Source organism: Actinomycetota bacterium (assembly GCA_035536535.1).
Classification (GTDB): domain Bacteria; phylum Actinomycetota; class JAICYB01; order JAICYB01; family JAICYB01; genus DATLNZ01.
This window is the reverse complement of record DATLNZ010000018.1, coordinates 23,938-45,251: the sequence shown is the minus strand read 5'-3', so window position 1 is coordinate 45,251 and position 21,314 is coordinate 23,938. Positions and strand designations below refer to the sequence as shown.

20 protein-coding genes are annotated in these 21,314 nt (G+C 70.5%); 3 read left to right on the top strand and 17 right to left on the bottom strand.

Features of this window, described 5'->3' with window-relative positions; all coding sequences use genetic code 11:
- From VNE62_01540 to VNE62_01495, 10 genes are all read right to left on the bottom strand, one after another.
- Window positions 1–225, bottom strand: a 225-nt coding sequence (locus VNE62_01540) for a chorismate mutase (protein ID HVE90972.1), incomplete at its 3' end; no start/stop codon positions are given.
- 4 nt (window positions 226–229) lie between these two features.
- Window positions 230–970 carry a pseudouridine synthase gene (locus VNE62_01535; GenBank protein HVE90971.1) on the bottom strand — a complete coding sequence of 247 codons (741 nt, stop codon included), beginning with the start codon at window positions 968–970 and terminating at the stop codon, window positions 230–232.
- Window positions 970–1,614 (bottom strand): SMC-Scp complex subunit ScpB, encoded by a 645-nt coding sequence (gene scpB, locus VNE62_01530; GenBank protein HVE90970.1) that lies wholly within the window; start codon window positions 1,612–1,614, stop codon window positions 970–972. The genes VNE62_01535 and scpB overlap by 1 nt, the downstream gene beginning before the upstream one ends.
- Window positions 1,611–2,357, bottom strand: a complete 747-nt coding sequence (locus tag VNE62_01525) for a segregation/condensation protein A (GenBank protein HVE90969.1) — start codon at window positions 2,355–2,357, stop codon at window positions 1,611–1,613. Before VNE62_01525 ends, scpB begins: the two co-directional genes overlap by 4 nt.
- A gap of 43 nt (window positions 2,358–2,400) precedes the next feature.
- On the bottom strand, window positions 2,401–3,036 hold the full coding sequence (locus VNE62_01520) for a site-2 protease family protein (GenBank protein ID HVE90968.1): 636 nt from the start codon (window positions 3,034–3,036) through the stop codon (window positions 2,401–2,403).
- Window positions 3,037–3,080: 44 nt separating this feature from the next.
- Window positions 3,081–4,304, bottom strand: coding sequence for a phosphopentomutase (locus VNE62_01515; GenBank protein ID HVE90967.1), 1,224 nt, complete (start codon window positions 4,302–4,304; stop codon window positions 3,081–3,083).
- On the bottom strand, window positions 4,274–4,624 hold the full coding sequence (locus VNE62_01510) for a TraR/DksA family transcriptional regulator (GenBank protein HVE90966.1): 351 nt from the start codon (window positions 4,622–4,624) through the stop codon (window positions 4,274–4,276). The genes VNE62_01515 and VNE62_01510 overlap by 31 nt, the downstream gene beginning before the upstream one ends.
- An 18-nt stretch (window positions 4,625–4,642) precedes the next feature.
- Entirely contained in the window at window positions 4,643–5,635 is a 993-nt protein-coding gene (locus VNE62_01505) for a tyrosine recombinase (GenBank protein ID HVE90965.1), read from the bottom strand.
- Window positions 5,632–6,741, bottom strand: coding sequence for an alanine dehydrogenase (gene ald, locus VNE62_01500; GenBank protein HVE90964.1), 1,110 nt, complete (start codon window positions 6,739–6,741; stop codon window positions 5,632–5,634). The genes VNE62_01505 and ald overlap by 4 nt, the downstream gene beginning before the upstream one ends.
- 30 nt (window positions 6,742–6,771) lie before the next feature.
- On the bottom strand, window positions 6,772–7,392 hold the full coding sequence (locus VNE62_01495) for an NUDIX hydrolase N-terminal domain-containing protein (protein ID HVE90963.1): 621 nt from the start codon (window positions 7,390–7,392) through the stop codon (window positions 6,772–6,774).
- A 91-nt stretch (window positions 7,393–7,483) separates the two neighbouring features.
- On the opposite strand from VNE62_01495, the gene VNE62_01490 reads away from it, so the two are divergent.
- Window positions 7,484–8,524: a methyltransferase domain-containing protein gene (locus tag VNE62_01490; protein ID HVE90962.1), complete on the top strand. Its 1,041-nt coding sequence runs from the start codon at window positions 7,484–7,486 to the stop codon at window positions 8,522–8,524.
- On the opposite strand, the gene VNE62_01485 is transcribed toward VNE62_01490, so the two are convergent.
- A complete protein-coding gene (locus VNE62_01485) occupies window positions 8,514–10,118 on the bottom strand; it encodes a CTP synthase (GenBank protein HVE90961.1) in 1,605 nt (534 codons plus the stop codon). The two genes, VNE62_01490 and VNE62_01485, sit on opposite strands and share 11 nt — an antisense overlap.
- Before the next feature lie 103 nt (window positions 10,119–10,221).
- On the opposite strand from VNE62_01485, the gene VNE62_01480 reads away from it, so the two are divergent.
- Both VNE62_01480 and VNE62_01475 read left to right on the top strand, forming a co-directional pair.
- Window positions 10,222–10,722 (top strand): hypothetical protein, encoded by a 501-nt coding sequence (locus tag VNE62_01480; GenBank protein ID HVE90960.1) that lies wholly within the window; start codon window positions 10,222–10,224, stop codon window positions 10,720–10,722.
- Complete coding sequence (locus VNE62_01475; protein ID HVE90959.1) at window positions 10,707–11,858, top strand: MFS transporter permease; 1,152 nt, start codon at window positions 10,707–10,709, stop codon at window positions 11,856–11,858. The genes VNE62_01480 and VNE62_01475 overlap by 16 nt, the downstream gene beginning before the upstream one ends.
- Before the next feature lie 566 nt (window positions 11,859–12,424).
- Here the strand turns inward: VNE62_01475 and VNE62_01470 are convergent.
- From VNE62_01470 to recN, 6 genes are read right to left on the bottom strand one after another with little or no spacing between them, the layout of a single operon-like run.
- The gene (locus VNE62_01470) at window positions 12,425–14,719 is read right to left on the bottom strand and encodes a hypothetical protein (GenBank protein ID HVE90958.1); all 2,295 of its coding nucleotides are present in this window, start codon (window positions 14,717–14,719) and stop codon (window positions 12,425–12,427) included.
- A complete protein-coding gene (locus VNE62_01465) occupies window positions 14,716–15,702 on the bottom strand; it encodes a glycosyltransferase family 4 protein (protein HVE90957.1) in 987 nt (328 codons plus the stop codon). Before VNE62_01465 ends, VNE62_01470 begins: the two co-directional genes overlap by 4 nt.
- Complete coding sequence (locus VNE62_01460) at window positions 15,699–17,315, bottom strand: lipid II flippase MurJ (protein HVE90956.1); 1,617 nt, start codon at window positions 17,313–17,315, stop codon at window positions 15,699–15,701. Before VNE62_01460 ends, VNE62_01465 begins: the two co-directional genes overlap by 4 nt.
- Window positions 17,316–17,318: 3 nt before the next feature.
- Entirely contained in the window at window positions 17,319–18,245 is a 927-nt protein-coding gene (locus VNE62_01455) for a copper transporter (protein HVE90955.1), read from the bottom strand.
- Window positions 18,242–19,477 carry a putative cytokinetic ring protein SteA gene (gene steA, locus VNE62_01450; GenBank protein HVE90954.1) on the bottom strand — a complete coding sequence of 412 codons (1,236 nt, stop codon included), beginning with the start codon at window positions 19,475–19,477 and terminating at the stop codon, window positions 18,242–18,244. The genes VNE62_01455 and steA overlap by 4 nt, the downstream gene beginning before the upstream one ends.
- Window positions 19,478–19,529: 52 nt before the next feature.
- Window positions 19,530–21,206: a DNA repair protein RecN gene (gene recN, locus VNE62_01445; GenBank protein ID HVE90953.1), complete on the bottom strand. Its 1,677-nt coding sequence runs from the start codon at window positions 21,204–21,206 to the stop codon at window positions 19,530–19,532.
- Window positions 21,207–21,314 lie beyond the last annotated feature (108 nt).

The following is a 21,314-nucleotide window of genomic DNA, read 5'->3' as shown; positions in this document are numbered from 1 at the left end:
GCACAGCAGCGGGACTCCGTCCAAGCCCATCACCCTGGCCGCTGCGGCCGGGAACTCGGAGTGCAGGTCGCCGGTCGCGGTGAAAAGGATGCTGACCAGGTCGGGCGGCCGGATCCCGTTGGAGGACATCAGCTCGGACAGAAGCTCCTGGGTCCGGGACAGGACCTGCGCTCTGCTGTCCTCGTCCAGGGACGTGGCGCCGCGAACCGCGTACAGCCGGGGCATCGGGTCAGTCTACGGACGCCGGCGCCGACGACAGCAGCTCGTGTACCTCCGCCGCCGACAGAGGCCTGTAGGTGCCGGCCTTGAGGCGGCCGAGCCGGCACGGCCCGATGGACGTCCTCACCAGCGACACCACCGGCAGGCCCACTGCTTCCAGCAGACGGCGGACCAGGCGGTTTCGTCCCTCCCGCACCGTGAGCTCCACGAGGCTGTGACCGCCTTTGATGCCGGACAAGCGGACGCGCTCCGCCGTCGCCCTGCCGTCTTCGAGCTCGACTCCCGCCCGCAGCTTCGCGACGTGGCCGGACCCGGCGTGTCCGGAGACCTCGGCCAGGTACGTCTTCGGCACCCCGAACCGCGGGTGGGACACCTTCTGTGCGAAGTCGCCGTCGTTGGTGACCAGCAGCAGCCCGGAGGTGTCCATGTCCAGCCTTCCGACCGCGAACACGCGCGGTTCGGACGGGAGCAGCGGCATGATCGTCGGACGCCCTTGGGGGTCGCTCGCGGTGGTCAGGCAGCCGGCCGGCTTGTGCAGCGCGTAGTGGACTATCTTCGGCGACACTGCGACGGGGACTCCGTCGACCTCGACGAGGTCGGTGAGCGGGTCGGCCCTGGCCCCCAGCTCGGCCGGGCGCCCGTTGACGCGGACGCGGCCTTCGGCGATGAGCTGCTCGCAGTGGCGGCGGGAGCCCAGGCCCGCCTGGGCCAGGACCTTCTGAAGCCGCTCCCCCGCTGAGGCCCCGGACATCACCGGGGGTCCGATTCGTCTCCCCCGTCGAGGTCCAGACGCGCCGCGAAGTCCAGCGGACGCGGAGCGAGCGCCTTCTCGATATCGGCGGCCACGGACGGATCGGGCGCGAACGACGCGAGCGGCGGAAGGTCGGCCAGCGATGACAGGCCGATCTTCTCGAGGAACAACGGGGTCGTGCCGTACACGGGGGGACGGCCAGGACCGGGGTCGCGTCCGACCTCGTCGACCAGCCCCCTTTCCTGGAGGGTGCGCAGTGCGGAGTCCACGTTGACGCCCCTGATCCGGGCGAGCTCTCCGCGGGTGACGGGCTGCCGGTACGCGACGATGGAAAGGGTCTCGAGCGCGGCCTTGGACAGCCGTCCGACGCGGGACCTGTTGGCGAAATGGCCGACCGGCTCCGCCAGCTCCGCCCGGGTGTAGACGCGCAGCGCGTCGCCCACCGCCCGCACCTCAAGGCCCCGGGGGCCGCACTCGTAGGACCGGCGAAGCTCGTCGACCGCGTCGAGCACCACTTGGACGTCCACCCCGAATGCGGCCGCGATGTCCACCGGCCGGACCGGCTCCCCCGCCGCAAACAGGATGGCCTCGACCAGTCCCGGGCCCACGGCTGCGATGCCGCCGTTGGAGCCGGCGCCGTTCACGCCGCCACCGGCCTGATCTCGATGTCGCCCAGCCTGTCCTGCTGGCCGAGGACGACCTCGCCGCGCATCCCGAGTTCCAGCATGGCCAGAAACAGCGCCACCGCCCAGGCGAGGCTGCGGCCGCGCGCGACGTCGGCGAAGGTGAATGGCCCCCGCTCGAGCCTCGCCTCCAGCTCCGCTGCTGCCTGCTGAGCCGACACCTCGTCGGACACCAAAAGTGACACGTCCACCTCGCGGACGGCGTCGCGGATGATCCCCACCAGCGTCCGGGCCAGGTCCGCCGCCTGCATCCCGGACAGGACCGGGAGCTGGCGCAGGGACGGGTCGTCCGGCGCGGGGGCCGCCGGGTGGCGGCGGTCGCCGTGAGCCAGCAGGTCCCGCAGAACCTCTCCCGCACCCTGGAAGGTCCTGATCTCCAGAAGCCGTGCGATGAGCAGGTCCCGCTCCGCGTCGTCGTCCACTCGAATCTGAGCCTGCTCCGCCGGCACCGGGATGAGCGCGCGCGCCTTGAGCTGCAGCAGCGTCGCCGCCACGACCAAAAACTCGGTCGTCACCTCCAGGTCCATGTGCTCCATGCGGGACAGGTGGGCGAGATAGTCCTCGGTGAGCTGTGCGATCGGGACGTCGCAGACGTCCACCCGGCGCTCGCCTATGAGGGCCAGCAGCAGCTGAAAGGGCCCCTCGAACACTTCGAGCGAGACCTGAAAGCCGGCGGGTTGGGGCCCGATCAGGGGTTCGTCCATCGGCGAAGCATAGGCGGCGGAGCCGACCCGCTCAACGACCTGGTCAGCCGAAACCGGGGATAAGGACGACCAAAAGCGACTGGATCGCGTTGACGAGCTTGAAGAACTGGTTCGGCAGCAGGAACAGGAGACCGAGAAGTATCACGAACCCGTAGGGCTCGATTCGGTCCAAAAACTGGACCCCGCCGGACGGGAGCACGACGCGCAGCAGCCGCGATCCGTCCAGGGGCGGGATGGGGACCAGGTTAAACGCCGCCAGGAACAGGTTCACCTGAATGAAGACGAACAGGAACTGAGCAAGACCCCCTGCCCGGTTGGGGTTCACCAGCCTGATGGCCAGGACCGCCAGCGTCGCGAGGACGACGTTGGAGGCGGGGCCGGCGAGCGCCACCAGCGCGAACCCCCGGTCCTCGCCTCGGAGCATGAATCTGTTCACCGGAACCGGACGGGCGTATCCGAAGTAGCCGGCCCCCGACAGGATCATGGCCGCCGGCAGGATCACCGACCCCACGGGGTCCAGATGCCGGATCGGGTTGAGCGTCAGCCTTCCCGCCAGCTTCGCCGTCGGGTCCCCGAGCTTCAGCGCCGTCCACGCGTGGGCGAACTCGTGGATGACCAGGCTGATCAGCAGCACGCTGATGACGAGGGCGGTTTCGATGAGCGAGATCCGGCCGAACATCGGTTGAGCCTAGCCTCCGTCCCCAGGTCGCCAGTAGGAGTTGATCAGGGCACGAGCGACGAGAACGACTCGCCGGGCAGGGAGGTGGGGGTCCCGAGAAGCAGCTCGGCGATGGTCGCCCCGACGTCGGCAAAGGAGGACCGCACCCCCAGGTCGGCAGGTGGGCCGCCTCTGCGCCAGCCGGCCCCGGACGTGGCCAGGATCGGGACGTACTCCCGGGAGTGGTCGGTGGACGGTGTCGTCGGGTCGTTGCCGTGGTCGCCGGTGATGAACACCGCGTCGTCGTCCTCCAGGCACGCAAGCAGCAGCCCCAGCCGGTCGTCGAGGTGCTCAAAGGCCGAGCACCATCCCTGCGGGTCGTTGCGGTGGGCGTACTTGGAGTCCAGCTCGCCTGCGTTTGCGAACACGAGGCCGCGACTCTCCCGCTTGAGCCACTCAGTCGCCTCCAGCACGATCGTGTCGTTTGATCCCGGACCTTCCACCGCGTCGAACGGATGGCCGGGGAACATGTCGCAAACCTTGCCGATACCGACGGTGGGGATGCCGGCGTCGCACAGGATGTGAAGAAGCGAGCCCGGCGGCAGATGGACCGGGAAGTCACGCCGGCCGGTCTCGATGCGCCGGAACGAACCCGGCTCCCCGGTGAACGGGCGGGCGATCACCCTGCCGACCCGGTCGCCGAGGATGACCCGTGCGATCTCGCACCACCCGTACAGCAGGTCTGCGGGGACCAGGTCTATGTGGGCCGCCATCTGGAACACGCTGTCGGCGGAGGTGTAGACGATCGGCGACCCCGTGCGCCAGGACTCCTCGCCGAACCGGTTCATGGCTTCGATGCCGGGCGACACGACGTTGCCGATGACGGGCACGCCGATTGACCGCGACAGCTCCTGGAGGACGCCGGAGCCGAACCCGTTGGGGAATGTCTCGTATGGGGTCTGGGTGATGATCCCTGCCAGTTCCCAGTGTCCGGTCATGCTGTCCTTGCCGGCAGAGACCTCCGTCATCCGGCCGTAGGCGCCGGACGGCTCCTCTCCAAGTCCGGGGGCCGGCTGGACGCGGCCGAGGCCAAGCCGGTCGAGATTGCGAGCCCTCAGCCGCCCCTGCTGCGCCGCGTGCAGCAGAGTGTTGGAGCCCTGGTCCCCGTAGGCGGGCGCATCGGGAAGCTCGCCGACCCCGAGGCCGTCGATCACGAAAAGGACAACGCGGCGCGCGGTGTGGATGCCGCTCCCCCGTCCTACCCGCGCTTCTGCATGCAGCTCATGCACAGCCGCGCGTGCGGCCTGGCCTCCATGCGCTCGGGGGGGATTTGGTTTCCGCACGACTCACACGTGCCGAACGTTCCCGCCTCTATCCGCTTGAGGGCCGCGTCCACCTCGTGGAGCGTCTCGAGGCTGCTCTCCGCCAGAGACAGCAGGTTGGCCTTCTCGGCCGTGGACTGACCGCTGTCGGCGAACCCGTGCTCGAACTCCACTTCTCGCGGGGCCCCCGTTTCGGGGTCCACGCCGTACTCCTCGAGCTGGTGGAGAAGGTCCAACCGCTCCTGTTCGAGGCGGCGGCGAAGATCCTGCGTTGTGTCCGGGTTCACGTGTTTCTCCTGCTGAGGTCAGTCTGCGGGCGGCCGCTCGGCGCGGGCTCGGGGGCCGGACCTCCGGCCGCGAGGGTGTGCGGACTCGTACACGTCCTTGAGGGTCTCCCTGCTGACGAGTGTGTAGACCTGGGTCGTGGACAGCCTAGCGTGACCCAGAGCTTCCTGGACGACGCGCAGATCGGCTCCCCCGGCCACCAGATGGGTGGCGAACGAGTGTCGCAGGGCGTGGGGGAAGACCCGGGCCTCGGGGTCGACCTTCGCGGCATGGGTCTTCACCGTCTTCCACGCGCTCTGACGGGACAGCCGCTGCCCGCGGGCGGACACAAACACGGCCGCGCTCCCCCGTCCGCGCCGCACCATCGCCGGACGTCCCTCCCGGACCCAGCGAGCGACGGCTTCGGCGGCCGGACGGCCCAGCGGGACCAGGCGCTCCTTGCCGCCCTTGCCCAGGCACCGCACGATCCGGTCTTCCAGGTCCACGTCGTCCAGATCGAGCCCGACGAGCTCGGAAACGCGCAACCCGGACGAGTACAGCAGCTCAAGGATCGCCCGGTCGCGCAGCTGCGCCGGCGAACCGCCGGAGGCCGACTCGATCAGCGCGGTCACGAATTCGGCCGGCAGTGCCCTGGGCAGGGCAAGGCCCCTGCGGGGGCCGTCCACCAGGGTCGCGGGATTGGAGGGCGCCAGCTTCTCGCGCAGGCAGAAACGGTGGAAGTGGCGGATGGCGGCCAGCGCCCGATGCAATGTGGACGCCCCCACGCCGGAGTCTGACACCGCCTGCAGGGCGTCGGTCACGTCGCGCGGCCGCACCTGCGAGGGCGTGTTGATCCCGGCTGCGGCCAGCCGCGCGACGTATGCCCGGACCACCCGCCGGTAGGCCTTGACGGTCGCAACCGCCGCTCCCCTTTCGATGCGGAGGTAGTCCTCGAAGTCGCTTGCGGCGGCGGCCAGGGCCGGCGGAACCGCCTGCTTCGGAGACTGTGGTTGCGCCGCAGCGCTTCGCGTCACCCGCGGAGGACCTCGTCCACGCGCGCGTAAGGCAGGTCGTGGGCCTCAGCGACGCCCGCATTCGTGATCGCGCCGTCATAGACGTTGACGCCCTGCATCAGCGGATCGCTCGCCCTGATCGCTTCGAGAAGCCCTGAGTTGGCTATGGCTTCGACGAACGGCAGCGTTGCGTTGGTCAAGGCGTAGGTGGACGTGTTCGGGACGGCTCCCGGTACGTTGCCGACGCAGTAGTGGACCACCCCGTGGAGTTCGTAGATCGGGTCGGTGTGGGTGGTGACATGGGCCGTTTCGATGCACCCGCCCTGGTCGATCGACAGGTCGACCAGCACGCTGCCCGGCTTCATCTCCTTTACCGACGACTCGGGGACGACCACCGGCGCCTTGGCCCCCGGGACGAGCACTGCTCCAATCACCAGGTCCGCTTCGCGAAGGGCCTGCTCCACCGACTCGCGGTTAGAGTACAGGGTCATGATGCGCCCGCGGTGGATGAAGTCGACCTCGCGCAGCCGGTCGATGTTCTTGTCGAACAGCAGGACCTCGGCCTCCATCCCGGCCGCCAAAAAGGCGGCGTTGCGGCCGGCCGTGCCCGCGCCGAGGACGACCACGCGCGCCGGACGCACCCCGGACACGCCGCCGAGCAGGATCCCGGCTCCATGCTCCTTCTCCAGGTAGTGCGCGCCCACGTGGGGGGCCATCCTGCCGGCGATCTCGCTCATCGGGGCCAGCAGGGGCAGGCGGCCGTCCACGGCCACGGTCTCGTAGGCGATCCCGATCGCGCGGCTGTCCACCAGCCGCTGGGTGAGCTCCCGGTGGGCCGCCAGGTGCAGGTAGGTGAAAACGATCTGCCCGGAGCGCAGGTGATCGAACTCCGACTGCAGCGGCTCTTTCACCTTGAGGACCAGGTCTGCCGACCAGGCGTCCGCGGCCGTGGGCACGATCCTGCCCCCCGCACGCTCGTATGCGGAGTCCGGGAGCACCGAGCCGGTGCCGGCCCCCTGCTGTATCAGCACCTCGTGCCCGGCTCCGGACAGCTCTCTGGCCCCCGCCGGCGTCAGCGCGACGCGGTACTCGCTTTCCATGACCTCGGTAGGAACGCCGATGCGCATCGTCCGAGCCTAACGCGCCGGCCCGGCAGATCAGTCGAAGTCCGTCGGCAGGTCCGGGTCATCGAGATGCTCAAAGCACCTGCGGATCTGGGTTGGGGTCGTCCGGCCGAGCGACAGGTCATGCGGGATGGAGTCGCGTGCGAAGAATGCAGGATCGCTCGTCTCGTGGCTGCCGCGGGCAGATCCACCGGTGAGGGTGCACGAGAAGAAGAGCTTGTAGCTGTGGAACACGCCGGGTGGGTTGTGGCGGTCGCGGTCCTGCACCATCAGCAGCTTGGCCGCCTCGACCACGAAACCCGTCTCCTCCACGACCTCCCGCACCACCGACTCCGACGGCGTGTCGTTGACGTTCGCCCAGCCTCCCGGCAGGGTCCAGCGTCCGGCGTCGGAGGTCTCGCGGACGAGAAGAATGCGTCCCAGGTCGTCGAACACCGCCGCGCGCACGTCGACCTTGGGGGTGGCGTCGCCCGTCTGGGACTCGTACAGGTCCTGCAGGCGCTGCACGTCCGGACCGGTGGCCCCGGCCAGCAGCTGCGCCGCTATCCGACGGACGGCCTCGTACCGCTCGGTGGCGTAGTGGTCGGCGGCGTAGCGCAAGCCGGTCTGAGCCAGGGACTGAAGCTCACGGGCCAGGCGTAGAAGGTCTGTCACGCCGCCTTCTGTGCCCGCTCGAGCTTCATGACCCTCCCCTCGGCCCCGGACGCGTGTGCCGGCCGGCGTGGGGCGAGAATAGCCTCGCTGCGTGGACTTCTTCGCCCTGACCCAGCCCGGGATCGGACCGGTGCTCCGCCGCGAGGCGGAGTCCCTGCCGCTGCGTGACCTCTCGGTGGACGCAGACGTCGGGTTCGACGGGCGTGCCGACGTGGTCGCTTTCTGCGGTCGCACGGGTCCTGCGCTGCTCGGCCTCCGGACCGCCGAGGCTGTGCTCGTGCAGGTGGGGACGTCCGGCCCGGGAGCCGCCGCGAAGGTGGCGGCCACCATGTGGGAGCCGCGCCGTGCGGCCAACGCGCTGTCCGTGTTCGCCGGACTGGGGGGCGCCCTGCGTCCACGGATGGGGTTCAGGGTGGCGGTGAGAGTGCTGTCGGAAACCAACTTCCGCCGCACCGACCTCAGACGCGCCGTGGCGCAGGTCGTGGGGTCCACGTACCCGCGGTGGGGACTCGAGGACCCCGCCGCGCTGGAGCTGTGGGTGGTCGAGTCCTCACCGGGACGGTTCCGACTCGGCCTGCGGCTGGACAAGCTCTCCCGGACGGGTCCCGCGCGCGACCTCGAGCGGGTGGGCGCGCTGCGTCCATCGGTCGCCGCCGCCATGGTGCTGCTCGCCGGCCGCCCGAAGGGCTGGATGCTGGACGCCTTTTGCGGGTCCGGAACCATCCTGGCCGCAGGCGCCGATGCCGAATGGGAGATAGCCGGGTGCGACCTGGACCCGGCCGCCCTCCTCGCCGCGGCCGGGAACCTGGGCCCACGTCCCCGGCTTCTGCGGGCCGACGCTTTGAAGCTGCCGCTCGCCGGCGGGCGTTTCTCGGCGGCAGTGTCCAACCTCCCCTTTGGAAAGAGATTTCCGCTTCCGCCCAATCCCGGACGCTGGTTCGGGGGGGTGATGGAGGAGCTGTGCCGCGTCACCGTGCCGGGAGCGAAGATCGTGCTCCTGGGGCCCCGGGGCCGAGGCCTGGAAGCGGCAGTCGCTCAAAGCCGAAGAGTGGAGGAGCTGGAGCGGTTCGACGTGACGGTGCTGGGCGAGCCGGCGAGGATATTCGTCCTCGGACCGGGCCTCAGACGCTGATGCCGGCCCCCGCTGCGGCGGCCCCGATGAAGTCCCTGAACAACGGGTGCGGCCTCGTCGGCCTCGACAGAAACTCCGGATGGAATTGCGACGCCACGAACCAGGGGTGGTCCGGGACCTCGATGATCTCGACGAGGCTTCCGTCCGGAGAGGACCCGGAAGCAACCAGCCCCTCGGCCTCCAGCTTCGGAAGAAGGTCGGGGTTGACCTCGTAGCGGTGGCGATGCCGCTCCTCCACCACCCTCGCGCCGTAGGCCGCGGCGGCCCGGGTGCCCTCCTTCAAAACGCAGGGGTAAGTGCCGAGCCGCATCGTGCCGCCCTTGTCGGTGACGCCCTGTTGCGACGCCATCAGATCGATGACCGGGTACGGCGTCTGCTCGTCGAACTCCGTGGAGTTGGCGTCGCGCATCCCCGCGACGTTGCGCGCGAACTCCGTGACGGCGCACTGCAGGCCGAGGCAGATGCCCAAAAACGGCAGGCCCGACTCGCGCGCGCTCCTGGTCGCCTCGATCTTGCCCTCTATGCCCCGGACGCCGAAACCGCCCGGGACCAACAGGCCGTGGCAGCCCTGGAGGTGCTGTCCGTCGTCGATCATCCCGTCGGACGCGATCCACTCGATCTCGACCCGGACCTGGTGGTGGATGCCGCCGTGACGCAGTGCCTCGGTGACGGACAGGTAGGCGTCCGGAAGGTTCACGTACTTGCCGACGAGCGCGATCCTGACGGAGCCGCGCGGGGAGCCGATGCGTTCGACCAGGTCCTGCCACGACTGCAGATCGGGTTCGCCCTTGGCCAGTCCCAGGTGCCTGGCAATACGCCGGTCCAGGCCCTCCCGGTACAGCACGAGCGGAACCTCGTAGAGGTTGGACGTGTCGGTGGCCGATACGACGGCTTCGACGTCCACGTCGCACAGAAGCGAGATCTTCTGCTTTAGCGAGGTTCCGATGGGACGGTCCGAGCGGCACACGATTGCGTCCGGCTGGACTCCGATGGACCGAAGGGCCATGACCGAGTGCTGCGTCGGCTTCGTCTTCTGTTCGCCGGACGCCTCGATGAACGGGATGAGCGTCACGTGCACGAAAAAGCAGTTGTCGCGGCCGAGGTCGCGCCGGACCTGCCGGATCGCCTCTATGAACGGCAGGGATTCGATGTCGCCGACGGTGCCCCCGACCTCGGTGATGACCACGTCGACGGACGAGTCACGGCCGAGGGCGAGGATGCGCTCCTTGATCTCGTTGGTGATGTGGGGGATCACCTGGACCGTCTCGCCCAGGAACTCCCCGCGGCGCTCGCGCTGGAGCACTGACCAGTAGATCTGCCCGGTCGTCACGTTGGACTCTCGCGCCAGGTTGGTGTCGACGAACCTCTCATAGTGCCCGAGGTCCAGGTCGGTCTCGGCGCCGTCCTGTGTGACAAAGACCTCGCCGTGCTGGAAGGGGTTCATCGTCCCCGGGTCGACGTTGATGTAGGGGTCGAGCTTCTGCAGGACCACGTTCAACCCACGGGAGACCAGCAGGCGGCCTATGGAGGCGGCGGTGATGCCCTTTCCGAGAGAGGAGGCCACACCCCCGGTAACGAAGATGTGTCTGGCCAAAGGAACCTCCCAGGTCGGATCACCCTAACACGCGGCGGGAGCCTATCCAGCGGCGCCGACAGCATCCGGGACGTACTTCCGCGCCCCGTAAGATTGCGGAGCAGTGACTGACGCAGCCACCCTCCCGCGAAAGACCATGTCCCGCCTGGCACGGGACGCCGCCGCCGTGTTCATGTCCGTCGGACTGATCGCCGGGACCCTTTTCTGGTCCGACGACGCCTGGCCGTTCGCGCAGATGCGCATGTTCCCGAAGGGGACCCGGGGAGCGGTCTGGGTCCTCGCCCTGAATGCCGACTTCAGCGACGGACGCCGTGGCGTGCGGCTGGGCTTTGAGAACTTTCATCTGCGGCGGGCCGAGGTCGAGGGACAGGTGGCGCGGGTCCAGGCGCACCCGGAGCTTCTCGGCGACCTGATCCGGGTCTACAACCGCGGGGCGCCCGCGGACAGGCGCATCGTCCGCCTGTATCTGCTCAGCAGAAAGGCGCCGCTGTCGGAGGGGCGGCTGCAGCCGGGCCCCCGGGCCGCCGGGCGTCGGGCCAGGGCGGCGCCTCCGCCGGGGATCAGGTGGGTCGTGACGGAGGTGGCGCATTGGCCGCCCCGGTGACCGCGGCGCGCGACCCAGAGGCCCCACCGGCGGGCGGTTCCGCCGGGACCTCCGCGTGGATCCGGTTCTGGTACGACCCCGTCCCCCTGCGGCGCCTGCAGCTGTTCCGCGTCCTGATCTACCTGTACGTGCCACTGGACGTGGTGCTCACGCGGTTTCCGGCCGACCACGGACTTCTTCCTGCCTCGTGGTACGCGCCTCTGTGGATCGGCAGGGCGCTTGGAATCCCGGCTCCCACCCGCGTGGGGATGGCGCTGGTACTGGTGTCCCTGCTATCGATTCCGCTGGTTGCCGCCGCCGGCCGGGCGCGCCGGCTGGCCGGCCCCGCCGTGGCCCTGCTCTACGGCTACTGGTGCCTGATCGGCTTTTCGTACGGCAAGGTGGACCACGACCGCGTCGCCCTGCTGGTCGCTCTAGCGGTCCTGCCCACCGTGGCGTGGACGGCTGAAGACGGGACCTCGGCAGCCGCCGGATGGGCAATGCGGATGGTGCAGGTGGCGGTCGCCCTCACGTACTTCCTGGCCGGCGTGACCAAGATGCTCGTGTCGGGGCCCTCATGGATAACCAGTTCCATCCTCATCTCCGCCATCACCCGGCGAGGGACGATGTTCGCCGACCCGCTCCTGCAGTTCCCCCGGCTGCTTCATCTGATGCAGTTGGGGATCATCGTGTTCGAACTGACCGCCCTGCTGATGCTCGTACGCGGCCGCGTCGGGAGGCTGTACGTGTGGATGGCGGCGCTGTTCCATACGGTGACTTTCGTCGGCATCACGATCTACTTCAGGGCTCACATGATCTGCCTGATCTCGTTCGCTCCCCTGGAACGGCTCCGCTTCGGCGGACGGGGCTTCGGCCTCCGGGTGTCCCGGGCCCTGAGGGTTCCTCCTCCCCAGTGCGTCGAAGCCGCGCAAAAGGGGAATGCGCTCGATGAGCCGGCTAAAGGAGACCACCTCCGACGCGGCCGTCAACCCGACGAGCACGAACAGGCACAGCAGGCGCCCGCGGGAGCCGATGGAGGCAACGGCAGCGGCCCCCCAGGCAGCCCCCGCGAGGTTGGCGCCGGAGTCGCCGAGCATTCCGCGCTCCCGCAGGTCCACGGGCAGAAAGGCCCCGACCCCACCGGCCAGGGCGGCTGAGACGGTCAAAGCCCCGGGGGCCACTCCAGCGAGCAGAAGCGCCGCCCACGACACCAGCCAGAACTTGCACGCGCGTCCGGGCCGCAGATCCAGCAGGTTGACCAGGTTCGCGGACAGCGCCACGATCGCTCCTCCCGCCAGAAGGTGGGCGCCGCGCAGACCGGAGGCCCACGCGCAACCCAGTCCCACGACTCCTCCTCCGGCCGCCTTGAGCATCCCGGTGGTCAGCTCGCCGCGGGCCAGCGCGCGCAGGTGCCCGCCGAAGCCGCCGGCGCGGCGGTTCCCCCACACGTCGTCCACGTAGCCCAGTAGCCCCAGTGCGACGCCTGCGGCCGCGGTGGTCGCCGCGCCCGTGGCCGTGACACCCGCCGCATCAAGAACCGCGGCCCCCGCGGCGCCCACGCCCAGAGCGGCGATGAGCAGGACGCCCAGCGAACCCGGAATGGCACTGCCCCGGTAGTTGACTCGCAGATGCCTGGCCCCCGTCAGAGCAGCCGGTGGACGGGAAAACAGCAGCCGGCAGGCGATCCAGGACGCAGCGGCGGCGGCTACCGCGACTGCCGCCGTCACGCGGCTTTCGCAGCGGCGGCGGGCCTCGGTGCAAGAGTCTGCACGGCAAGCAAAACAAGCAGCGGGACGACGTGCCCGAGGACCATCGCCGGGATTGCGATGCCCGAGTCGTTCACTGCGTACCCTCCGACTCCCGCGGCCATCGCGCCGATGAGCCCGGCCCTCAGGACCGGGTGCCGTGGCAGAACGTCTCGCAGCACCCCGACCGGCCGCGCGAGCATCAGTGCCAGGACGCCCAGCGTCAGGGGGATCGTGTAGGTCCATGAACTGACGCCGAGGACTCCCAGGTTCGCCTGCGCTTTCCTGCGCACAACCGTCACCAGCGCCGGAAGGCCCCCGGACGCGACCCGCGCGGCGAAGCGGCCCAGGTGCGTCCGCACCTCCGGGGGCCGGGACAGGTCCAGCAGCGCCAGTCCGGACGCCACGGCGACGGCTGCGGCGCCGGCCGCGAGCAGCACCGGCCATCTCACCCGGTGGCCCCTCGCGAGCATGTAGGTCAGAAGCACGGCGGGGACTCCCCCGAGGACTCCCCCGAAGTCTGCCCCCAGCTGTGGCAGGCCGTCTACGAGGACCAGGACGGCAAGCCCCACCGCGATGATCGCGGGCGCCCTGGGCAGTCCGCGAAGCTCCACCAGGCCGGTGAGGCCGAGGATCCCGCTGGCCATCAAGATCGCGTAGCCCAGGTTGCCGATCCCGTAAAAGCGTCCGGCGACGATCGGCGAGAAGCCGAATATCCCGTTGAGCTGCAGCGGCGACCCTGCCGCCAGGTCCACGGACAGCATGACGGCCGACAGCAGCAGCAGTGCCACTCCCCCGGCCCACCTGGGGCCGGGGACGGCAGCCGCGGCCGCAGCGAGCACGGCTACCAGGCCCCACAGCACCAGGTGCGCCCCCGTCATGCCCAGACGGTCGGCGTCCACGGCTCGCCAGACCAGCGCAGCCGGCGGCACCGCCAGCACCGCCAGGGCGAGGGGCGTCAGCAGCCTGCTCCAGGCACGCGATCTCGACAGAAAGACGACAAACGACAGAAGGGACAGGAGCGTCAGCATCGTGATAAACGCGTACACCGCCTGCGCGGCGAAGTGCTCCCGGAACACCGATTCGCGGTCCAGCGCCGCCAGGTCCGCCACCCGGCCTCCCCGCTGGGTGCGGATCGAGGAGATGACGGTGCCGGTCATGGAGCCTGGTGCGCGAAGCCCGAACGCATCCAGGACCGTGGGGGCGACGTCCGACAGCGTCGCCATGCCGGGCTGCCGGGTGGTCGCGGACGTCAGCCAGCCACGTCGGACACCGGCGCCGGCGGCGACGAGCGGTGTCAGGTGCTCGGTCGCGGCCAGCGAGGGCCCGGACGGAACCACGATGTAGAGCCGGTCGCGCGGGGTCAGCGCCGGCAGGATCTTCGACAGGATCACGTCGGACCGTTCAAGCGCCCCCGTCACGAGTTGCTGCCTGCGGTCCGGGTTCGCGTAGGCCAGGAACTGGTCGGCGCGCAGGGTCTCCCCGGGCTCGAGCAGCACCACCCTTGACCTGGACAGTGCGGTTCGGGCGGCGGCTTCAAAGGCCGCCGCGTCGGTGGAGACGCCGAACGGAGCGTCCGGATCGGTCCGCAACAGCCCCGAGACCGTGCCGTCCTCGACCCGCCCCGTCCGGTCCACCATTCCCAGCACGGCCTCGCGACGGCGTGAGGCGGACGCGCGGGGGTCGACGGCCGTGTCGGCGGCGCTCACCACCGCTCTCCGGACGCCCGCATGACGAAGGGTCTCGCCGAGCGAGCCGACGGCCGTACCGTAGTTGCTCCTCGCGGCCTGCTTGTCCAGCCACGGCAGGCCCAGGTGGACGAGTCCGGGGGACGAGGCGTCCGCCGGCTCCGGCGCCTCGGCGCCGGTCGGGCCGATCCGTCGCCGGAGCGCATGTTCGGCCGTCCCCGACTCGAACGGCGCATCGGCCGAAAACGCCAAGTGGGCCTGCGGCTCGGCGTCGTCGGAGTAGGCGCGGTTGCCGGACCCCAGAGTCATGTAACCCCTCACCGGGTCGGTACGGCTGGCGGCGCTGCGCACCGAGATGGCGGCCACCGCGCCCCGGGAGATGACGCTCTGGAGCGCGGGCATCCGGGCGGGACGGATGTCGTCCCACGTGACGGCGGGCATGGCAAAAAGGACTATGCGCTCGGGTTCCGTCCCCGACGCGACGGCGGCATCGGGCACGAGGCCGAGAGCGGCTGCGACGGACACGGCCGCCACCCGCACGACGATCGACCGCCGCCGGGCTCTCCCGGAAACGGGCCTGTTCACGACATCACCCTTTGGTAGACCTCACCCACGCGACGCACCAGCTCCTCCGGCTGCGGCAGCGACCTCGCCCCGGCGCGCCGCATCAGTCCGGCCCGGACCTCATCGTTACCCGCGATCCTGCTTAGCGACGAAGCCAGAGCCGTCGCATCTCCGGGGTCGACGATCTCGCCGGCGTCCCCGACCATCTCCCGGACGGCCCCCACGTCAGTGGCCACGACGGGAAGCCCTGCCTGCAGTGCCTCCACGACGACGACAGGGTAGCCCTCTCCCAGCGAGGTCAGGGCGAACAGGTCCGCCGCGCCCAGCAGGTCCGACACGTCGTCGCGGTAGCCGAGCAACCGGACGCGCGTCCCCTGCGCAAGCCGCTCCAGCTCCGCGCGAAGAGGACCGTCGCCGGCGACCCAGCACGTGAGCCCCGCGAGCCGGGCTGCCTCGATCAGCACATGAAGCGACTTGTCGCGATGCAGCCGGGCTATGGACATCACCACGACCTCGTCATCGGCGGCTCCCAGCTCCGCCCGCACTTCACGTCTGTCGCGGCGGGGGGCTCCGCGCGGCTCGGCGGCGGGCGGAATGACCACGGCCCCCGGGACACGCGCCGCTATCTCGACACTGACGGCTATGACCGCATCGGCCCGCCGGACAATCGCCGGCGCCAGCATGCGCAGCGCGGCACGCGCCGGCGCCGGACGGCCCCCCGCGACGTCGTAGACGTGAAGCGTCAGAACCACCGGGGGGCGCCGGCGACGCAGGGCGACTCTGCCGGCGGTCACGCCGTGGGCGTGGACGACGTCGGCATCTGCGATGCCATCGGCCGTGAGTGGCGCGAAAGGCAGGCCATCGAAGTACTGCTCCAAAGACCCCGGCCCGCAGACCCGCAGTGTCGTGAAGCCCGGGGGCGGGTTGTGCGCGAGGTAGCGGACGTGGCGTCGGATGCCCCCGGTCGACGGCCCCAGCACGTGGACCACTGATCGCGCGCTCACCGGCGGTTGCGGATCCCGCTCATCGCCAGACGGGCGTCCCGCGAGAACAGGCAGGCCACGCCGAACACCGCCGCACCGGCCAGCACTCCAGCCGCCACCCTCGGGGCCGGAGGAACCGCGCGCAGGGCGTGGACCACCAACCACACGCAGGCCGCCATCACCGCCGCCCGCGCCGCGCTCGCAGCGGTCGACACGAGGTCGCCCGCAGGACGCCACACCCTCGCGGACCGCGCAAGGAGCAGAACGCCGACCGCCACGCCGGCCCACTGCCCGGCCGAGTGAGCCCAGCCCATCACGGCGACGGCGTCGGCTCCACGGGGGCGCGCAACAGCCGTGATTGTGCAGGCGGCGAATGCGTAAAGGCCGATGGCGACCGCGTTGACGGCGACGGGCGGAGCCGTCTGCCGCCGGGCGTAAAAGGCGCGGGCGAGGATCTCGTTGAGTGCGTACGCCGGCAGTCCCAGAGCCAGCGCTCCCGACGCAGCGGCGACAAGAGCGGACCCGGTGCGGGCGGCCCCCGCGGTCTCGAGTGCCTGCGCCAGCGGACGAGCGAGCACCGCCAGCCCGGCCGCGGCGGGAGCGGCCAGCAGGGCCGTGGTCCTCCATCCGAGCGACAGCACCCTGGCGTATCCCTGCTCGTCACGTCGGACAATGCTGCGGGACATCGACGGGTACAGCGAGATCGCCACCGGCAGCCCAATCAGGGCGACAGGCAGCATGAACAGCGCGTAGCCGACCTGGTACGCCACCACGCCCCCGCGGACCCGGTTGGCCAGGATCAGGGTGACCAGCAGACCGGCCTGGGTGACCGCGAAGAAGGCCATTCCCCATCCTCCGGCTCTCATCGCCCTGCGCACGGAAGGGTCCCGCAGTCTCAGCACCGGCCGCCACCTGATACCCAGCCGGAGAACCGACGGGAGCTGCGAGAAGGTCAGTGCCACCACGCCGGCGGTCGTTCCGCCGGCCAGGACGTACAACTGCTCCCGCGTCGCGGTGCCGATGTCGGCTCGCGGTCCCATCGAGTGGAAGACGAGGTACGTGGCGATCACGACGAGGCTTGAGAACAACGGAGCTGCCGCCGGGGCCACGAACTTCCGGTGGGCGTGCAGGATCCCAGTCATGACCATCCCGAGGAGGTAGAGCGGGATCTGCGGGGCGAAAAAGCGCAGAAACCAGGCTCCCAGCTCGATTTCCGCGGCACGCACGGCCGGGTCGGCAACCCCGACGGTGAGCCCGCGCATGATCGGACGTCCGAAGATGATCGCCCCGGCCACGAGGGGAAGCGACAGCAACAGCAGTCCGTTGGCGATGCTGGCCGCGACCTCGGTCCCCCGCTCCCGTCCATGCTCAAGTTCCGCGACGAACGTCGGGACGAACACCGCCGTCAGGACCCCTCCCGCGGCCAGCTCGAACAGGATGTTCGGCACCCAGTTGGCCGTCTGGTAGGTGTTGCCGAGGTAAGTGGCTCCGACCGTCGCCCCGAGCACGATCCACCGCGCGAAGCCGGCCACACGTGCCGCGGCGGTGATCAGCGAGATGGACGCCGAGGACCGCAGCAGCCCGGCTTCGGACTCCTCTGCCGCGACCGGCTGTCCGGGGAGACCGGGGCCCACTGGTCAGCGACGCTCGGGGAGCAGCCGCCTGCCTCGCTCGACGCCGAAGTGACCACCGCGCCCGGCGGCGGCCGACTCCAGCGCCAGCACCGAGCCGAGGCGGCCGAACGAAAGCGAACCCGCGTCGAAGGTGACCAGCGTTGCCGGCGTTTCCGGGAGGTTGCGCAGGATAGTCACGTCGCCGGTGCCGGCATCCGCGCCAGGTGAGACCACGAGGGTCGGCGTTGCCGTGGCCGTGGCCCGCGCCAGCGAAGCTACCCACCCGGGGCTGGAGGAGGCCGTGCCCCGCCCCGGGTCCGGTCCGGTGAAGGCCACCACCAATGCACCGGCGGGAGGCCAGGCCTGCTGGAGGTCGGCATCGGCGACCTCCACGAACCCGCTCTGTACGAGCTCCCGCAGAAGGGCCTGCCCTTCCGGGGCGAAGATTTGGGAGCCGAGCGTCGTCAGCGCGTCCTCCGCCTGCCGGCGCTCGTCCGGCGACTCGTCCGGCTTGTCGCGAGGCATGGCGGCTCCGAGCGGCGCCGTCGCCGACTGCAGCTGCCTGGCCGACGCAGCGTCCAACTTCCACTTGGCGGTGAGGGTCATGGCTCCGACGGGCCGTGCCCCGGTCTGGGCGATGGCGTCCCTGACCGAGTCGTCCCAGCGCGCCCCGCCGTTGTCGGACACAAACACCACGGGCTTGCCGGCGAGCTGGTCGTGGCGCACCCAGGGGCTCACCTGGTCGGCGAACGTGCGCTGGCGATCCACTTCTGTCCGCAGGGCCGTTATGTCCCGTCTGGACTCCCGGGCGTCCGACCGCAGGTTGTCGACCTGCGCGCGGAGCGCGTCGACGGCCACGCGGTCCAGGACGGTTGTCCCCATCAGGATGCCCAGACCCAGGGCCAGGAAGACGGCGACGATCGAGACGATGTGGTAGCGGAAGTCGATCAAAACAGCCCGCGCAGCCGGAACACGAAGTCGATCAGCTGCTCCCAGACGATCCCCCAGAACAGCCTGGCCGGGGGGGAGAAGTAGTTGACTATCGCCATCGTCACGACCGCGGCGACAACCAGCAGCAGGAGGTCCTGCCGCCGCACACGGGTGCGGTACAGAAGCGACACCCCCTTGGCGTCCACCAGCGACGGCCCGAGCCGGAGCCTGGCCAGGAATGTCGAGGCCATGCCCGCGCGTCCTTTGTCCAGAAACTCGATCGTGGACGTGTGGGATCCCACCGCCACGACAAGCTCGGCCCCCTGCTCGTGTGCCAGCAGAAGCGCGACGTCCTCGCTTGTTCCGGGGGCCGTGATGACGTGGCAGCTCAGTCCGAGGTTCCGGACCGTCTTCACCTCTTCGGGCTCGTCGGAGGCCTGCCCCTCGGCGTGGCGCCTGCGCCACTCGCCCTGCGGGTGGACGAGCAGCTCGGCACCGCTGCGAAGGGCCGCGGCCGACGCCGAGTCGACGTCGCCGACGATCACGTCCGGCTTGATTCCCTCGGCGAGGCAGGCGTCGGCGGCCCCGTCGACGGCCACGATGACCGGACGCATTTCCTTGATATAGCCGCGCAGGGCGCGCAGGTCCTCCTTGTAGTGGTGGCCGCGCGTGACCACCAGCGCGTGGCGGCCCTTGAACCGCGTGCGCAGCGGAATCCGGACCCCCTCGACAAGGATGTCCTGCTCGCGCCGGACGTAGTCCAGAGTGTTCTCGGCGAACCTCTCGACGGTGGCCGACAACTGGGCCTTCGCCGCCTCCATCTTCTGAAGGACAGACGCCTCGTCCAGCAGCACTCCCTGCGCGACGACCCGGTCGTCCACCAGCAGCTTGTCGCCTTCGAGGCGGACGACGTCGCCCTCCGACACCTCGTCGAACACTCCCGGACCGACCGCGTCCAGGACCGGGATGTGCGCGTGCACCAGGATCAGGGGGCCGAGGTTGGGGTAGCGTCCGGAGATCGAGGGCCGCGCGTTGACCACAGCGGCGACCCCGTGGTCCAGGAGGCTTTCAGCCGCCACCCGGTCCAGGTCGTCATGGTCGATGATCGCGATGTTGCCGGGCTTCACCCGCCGGACGAGATCCTTGGTCCTGCGGTCCATTCGCGCGGTTCCGGACAGGCCGGTGCCCGTCCCGGACCCGTTCAAGGGTCGCCGGGCGGCGGAGGACCGGCGGCTGAGCAGGCGGATTCCCATGTGCGCGCCCCGGAGGGCCCGTCCACGGTATCAAGCCTGGGGGCTGCGGAGGTCAGGCGGTCGCGGCCGCCCGTCGCGAACGGGGCTTGGCCGCCGGCCGCCCGTCGCGCTCCCGCCGCGCCATGGAGACCAGTTCTTCGGCGTGGGCGCGCGCCCTGTCCGATGAGTCCAGGCCCGCGAGCATCCGGGAGATCTCCGCGATGCGGCCGTCGTCCTGCAGCGTCTCCACGCGAACCCCCGATTCGTGCCTGCGGACCGCGACGTGGCAGTCGGCGTAGGCCGCGATCTGCGGCAGGTGCGAGACGACCAGGACCTGATGCGTGCGCCCCAGGCGCGCCAGCCTCCGCGCCACCTCCAGAGCTGCCGCTCCCCCGACCCCCTGGTCGGCCTCGTCGAACACCAGCACGGGAACGTGGTGGGCGGAAGCCAGCGCCAGGGTCACCGCGATCATCGCCCTCGACAGCTCGCCTCCGGACGCCACCTTTCCGATGGGCTCGGGCGGCCTGCGCGAGTCGGAGGAGAATCGGAACTCCACCCGGTCGGCTCCCCTGTCGGAGTGGGTGCCAGACGCCTCGCAGGACGCCTCGAACGAACATCCCCCCAGCGCCAGGGCGCCCAGCTCGCCGTTGACCATGGCCGTCAGGTCGGCAGCCGCTGCGGCACGCCTCTTTGACAGCTCGGCCCCCAGCGCACCGAGTTCCGACTCCAGCCGGACCACCGACTCGTCCAGGCCGGCCGTCCTGGCATCCGCGGACTCCAGCGACGCGAGCTCCCGCCGCGCGGACTCGGCCGCCGCCTTGATGTCGGCCACGGTCGCCCCGTACTTGCGTCCCAGGCTCGAGATCAGCGCGGCCCTGTCGCGCAGCGACTCCAGACGGGCGGGGTCCGGCTCGATGCCCTCGGCCCACGCCCGGACTTCCCTCGCGGCCTCCGACACCTCGTCACCGAGCGCGGACATCCGCTCCGCCACGTCCTGAACGGACGGGTCGAGGGCCGACGCGTCGCGCAGGACCTTCGCCGCCTCCGTCAGATGTGCCGCGGCCCCGTCCGAGCCCGTCAGCGACACGACGCGCTGGCCGTCCAGGGTCAACCTCTCGGCGTTCTCCAGCCGTCCCAGCTCTATGCGCACCGCCTCGTCCTCACCGTCGTCGAGGGCGGCCGCGTCGATCTCGCGGACTTGGAACGACAGGAACTCCTGCTCGCGGGCGCGCAGCCGCTCCCCCTCGCGTATGTCGCGCAGCTCGTCCATGGACTCCCGCAGGCGCGACAGCACCGCCCGGTACTCACGCAACAGGTCACCCGTCCCGGCCAGGGAGTCCAGCGCCTGCATCTGGACTGCCGGACGAGCGAGCGCGAACCCCGATCCCTGCGAGTGCACCTCCACCAGCTCGCCCACTGCATCCGCAAGCACGGATGCCGGTACCAGCCGGCCGTCCAGCCAGGCGCGGGACTTGCCGTCGGGGGATATCCGGCGCGCCACGATCAGCTCGCCGCCCTCGGTGTCGGGTCCCCCGGCGGCAGCCGACATCACCGCCTGAACCAGCGCCTGGTCGGCCCCGGCGGCGACGAGTCGCGGATCGGCACGGGCGCCGGCCAGCAGCCCGAGGCAGGTCATCAGCAGCGTCTTGCCGGCCCCCGTCTCGCCGGTGATCACGTTGAGTCCAGGACCGAACGAGACGGACGCCTCGGCGATCACTCCCAGGTCGCGGACGTGAAGCTCCTGCAGCATCCGCCGATGGTAAGGACGGGGGCCGACGGCGGAGGCCTCGAGACACGGACCGCATTGGTGCGGCAATCTCGGCGGGTGGAACAGCCGCCGCCTCAGGGTCCGAACGTG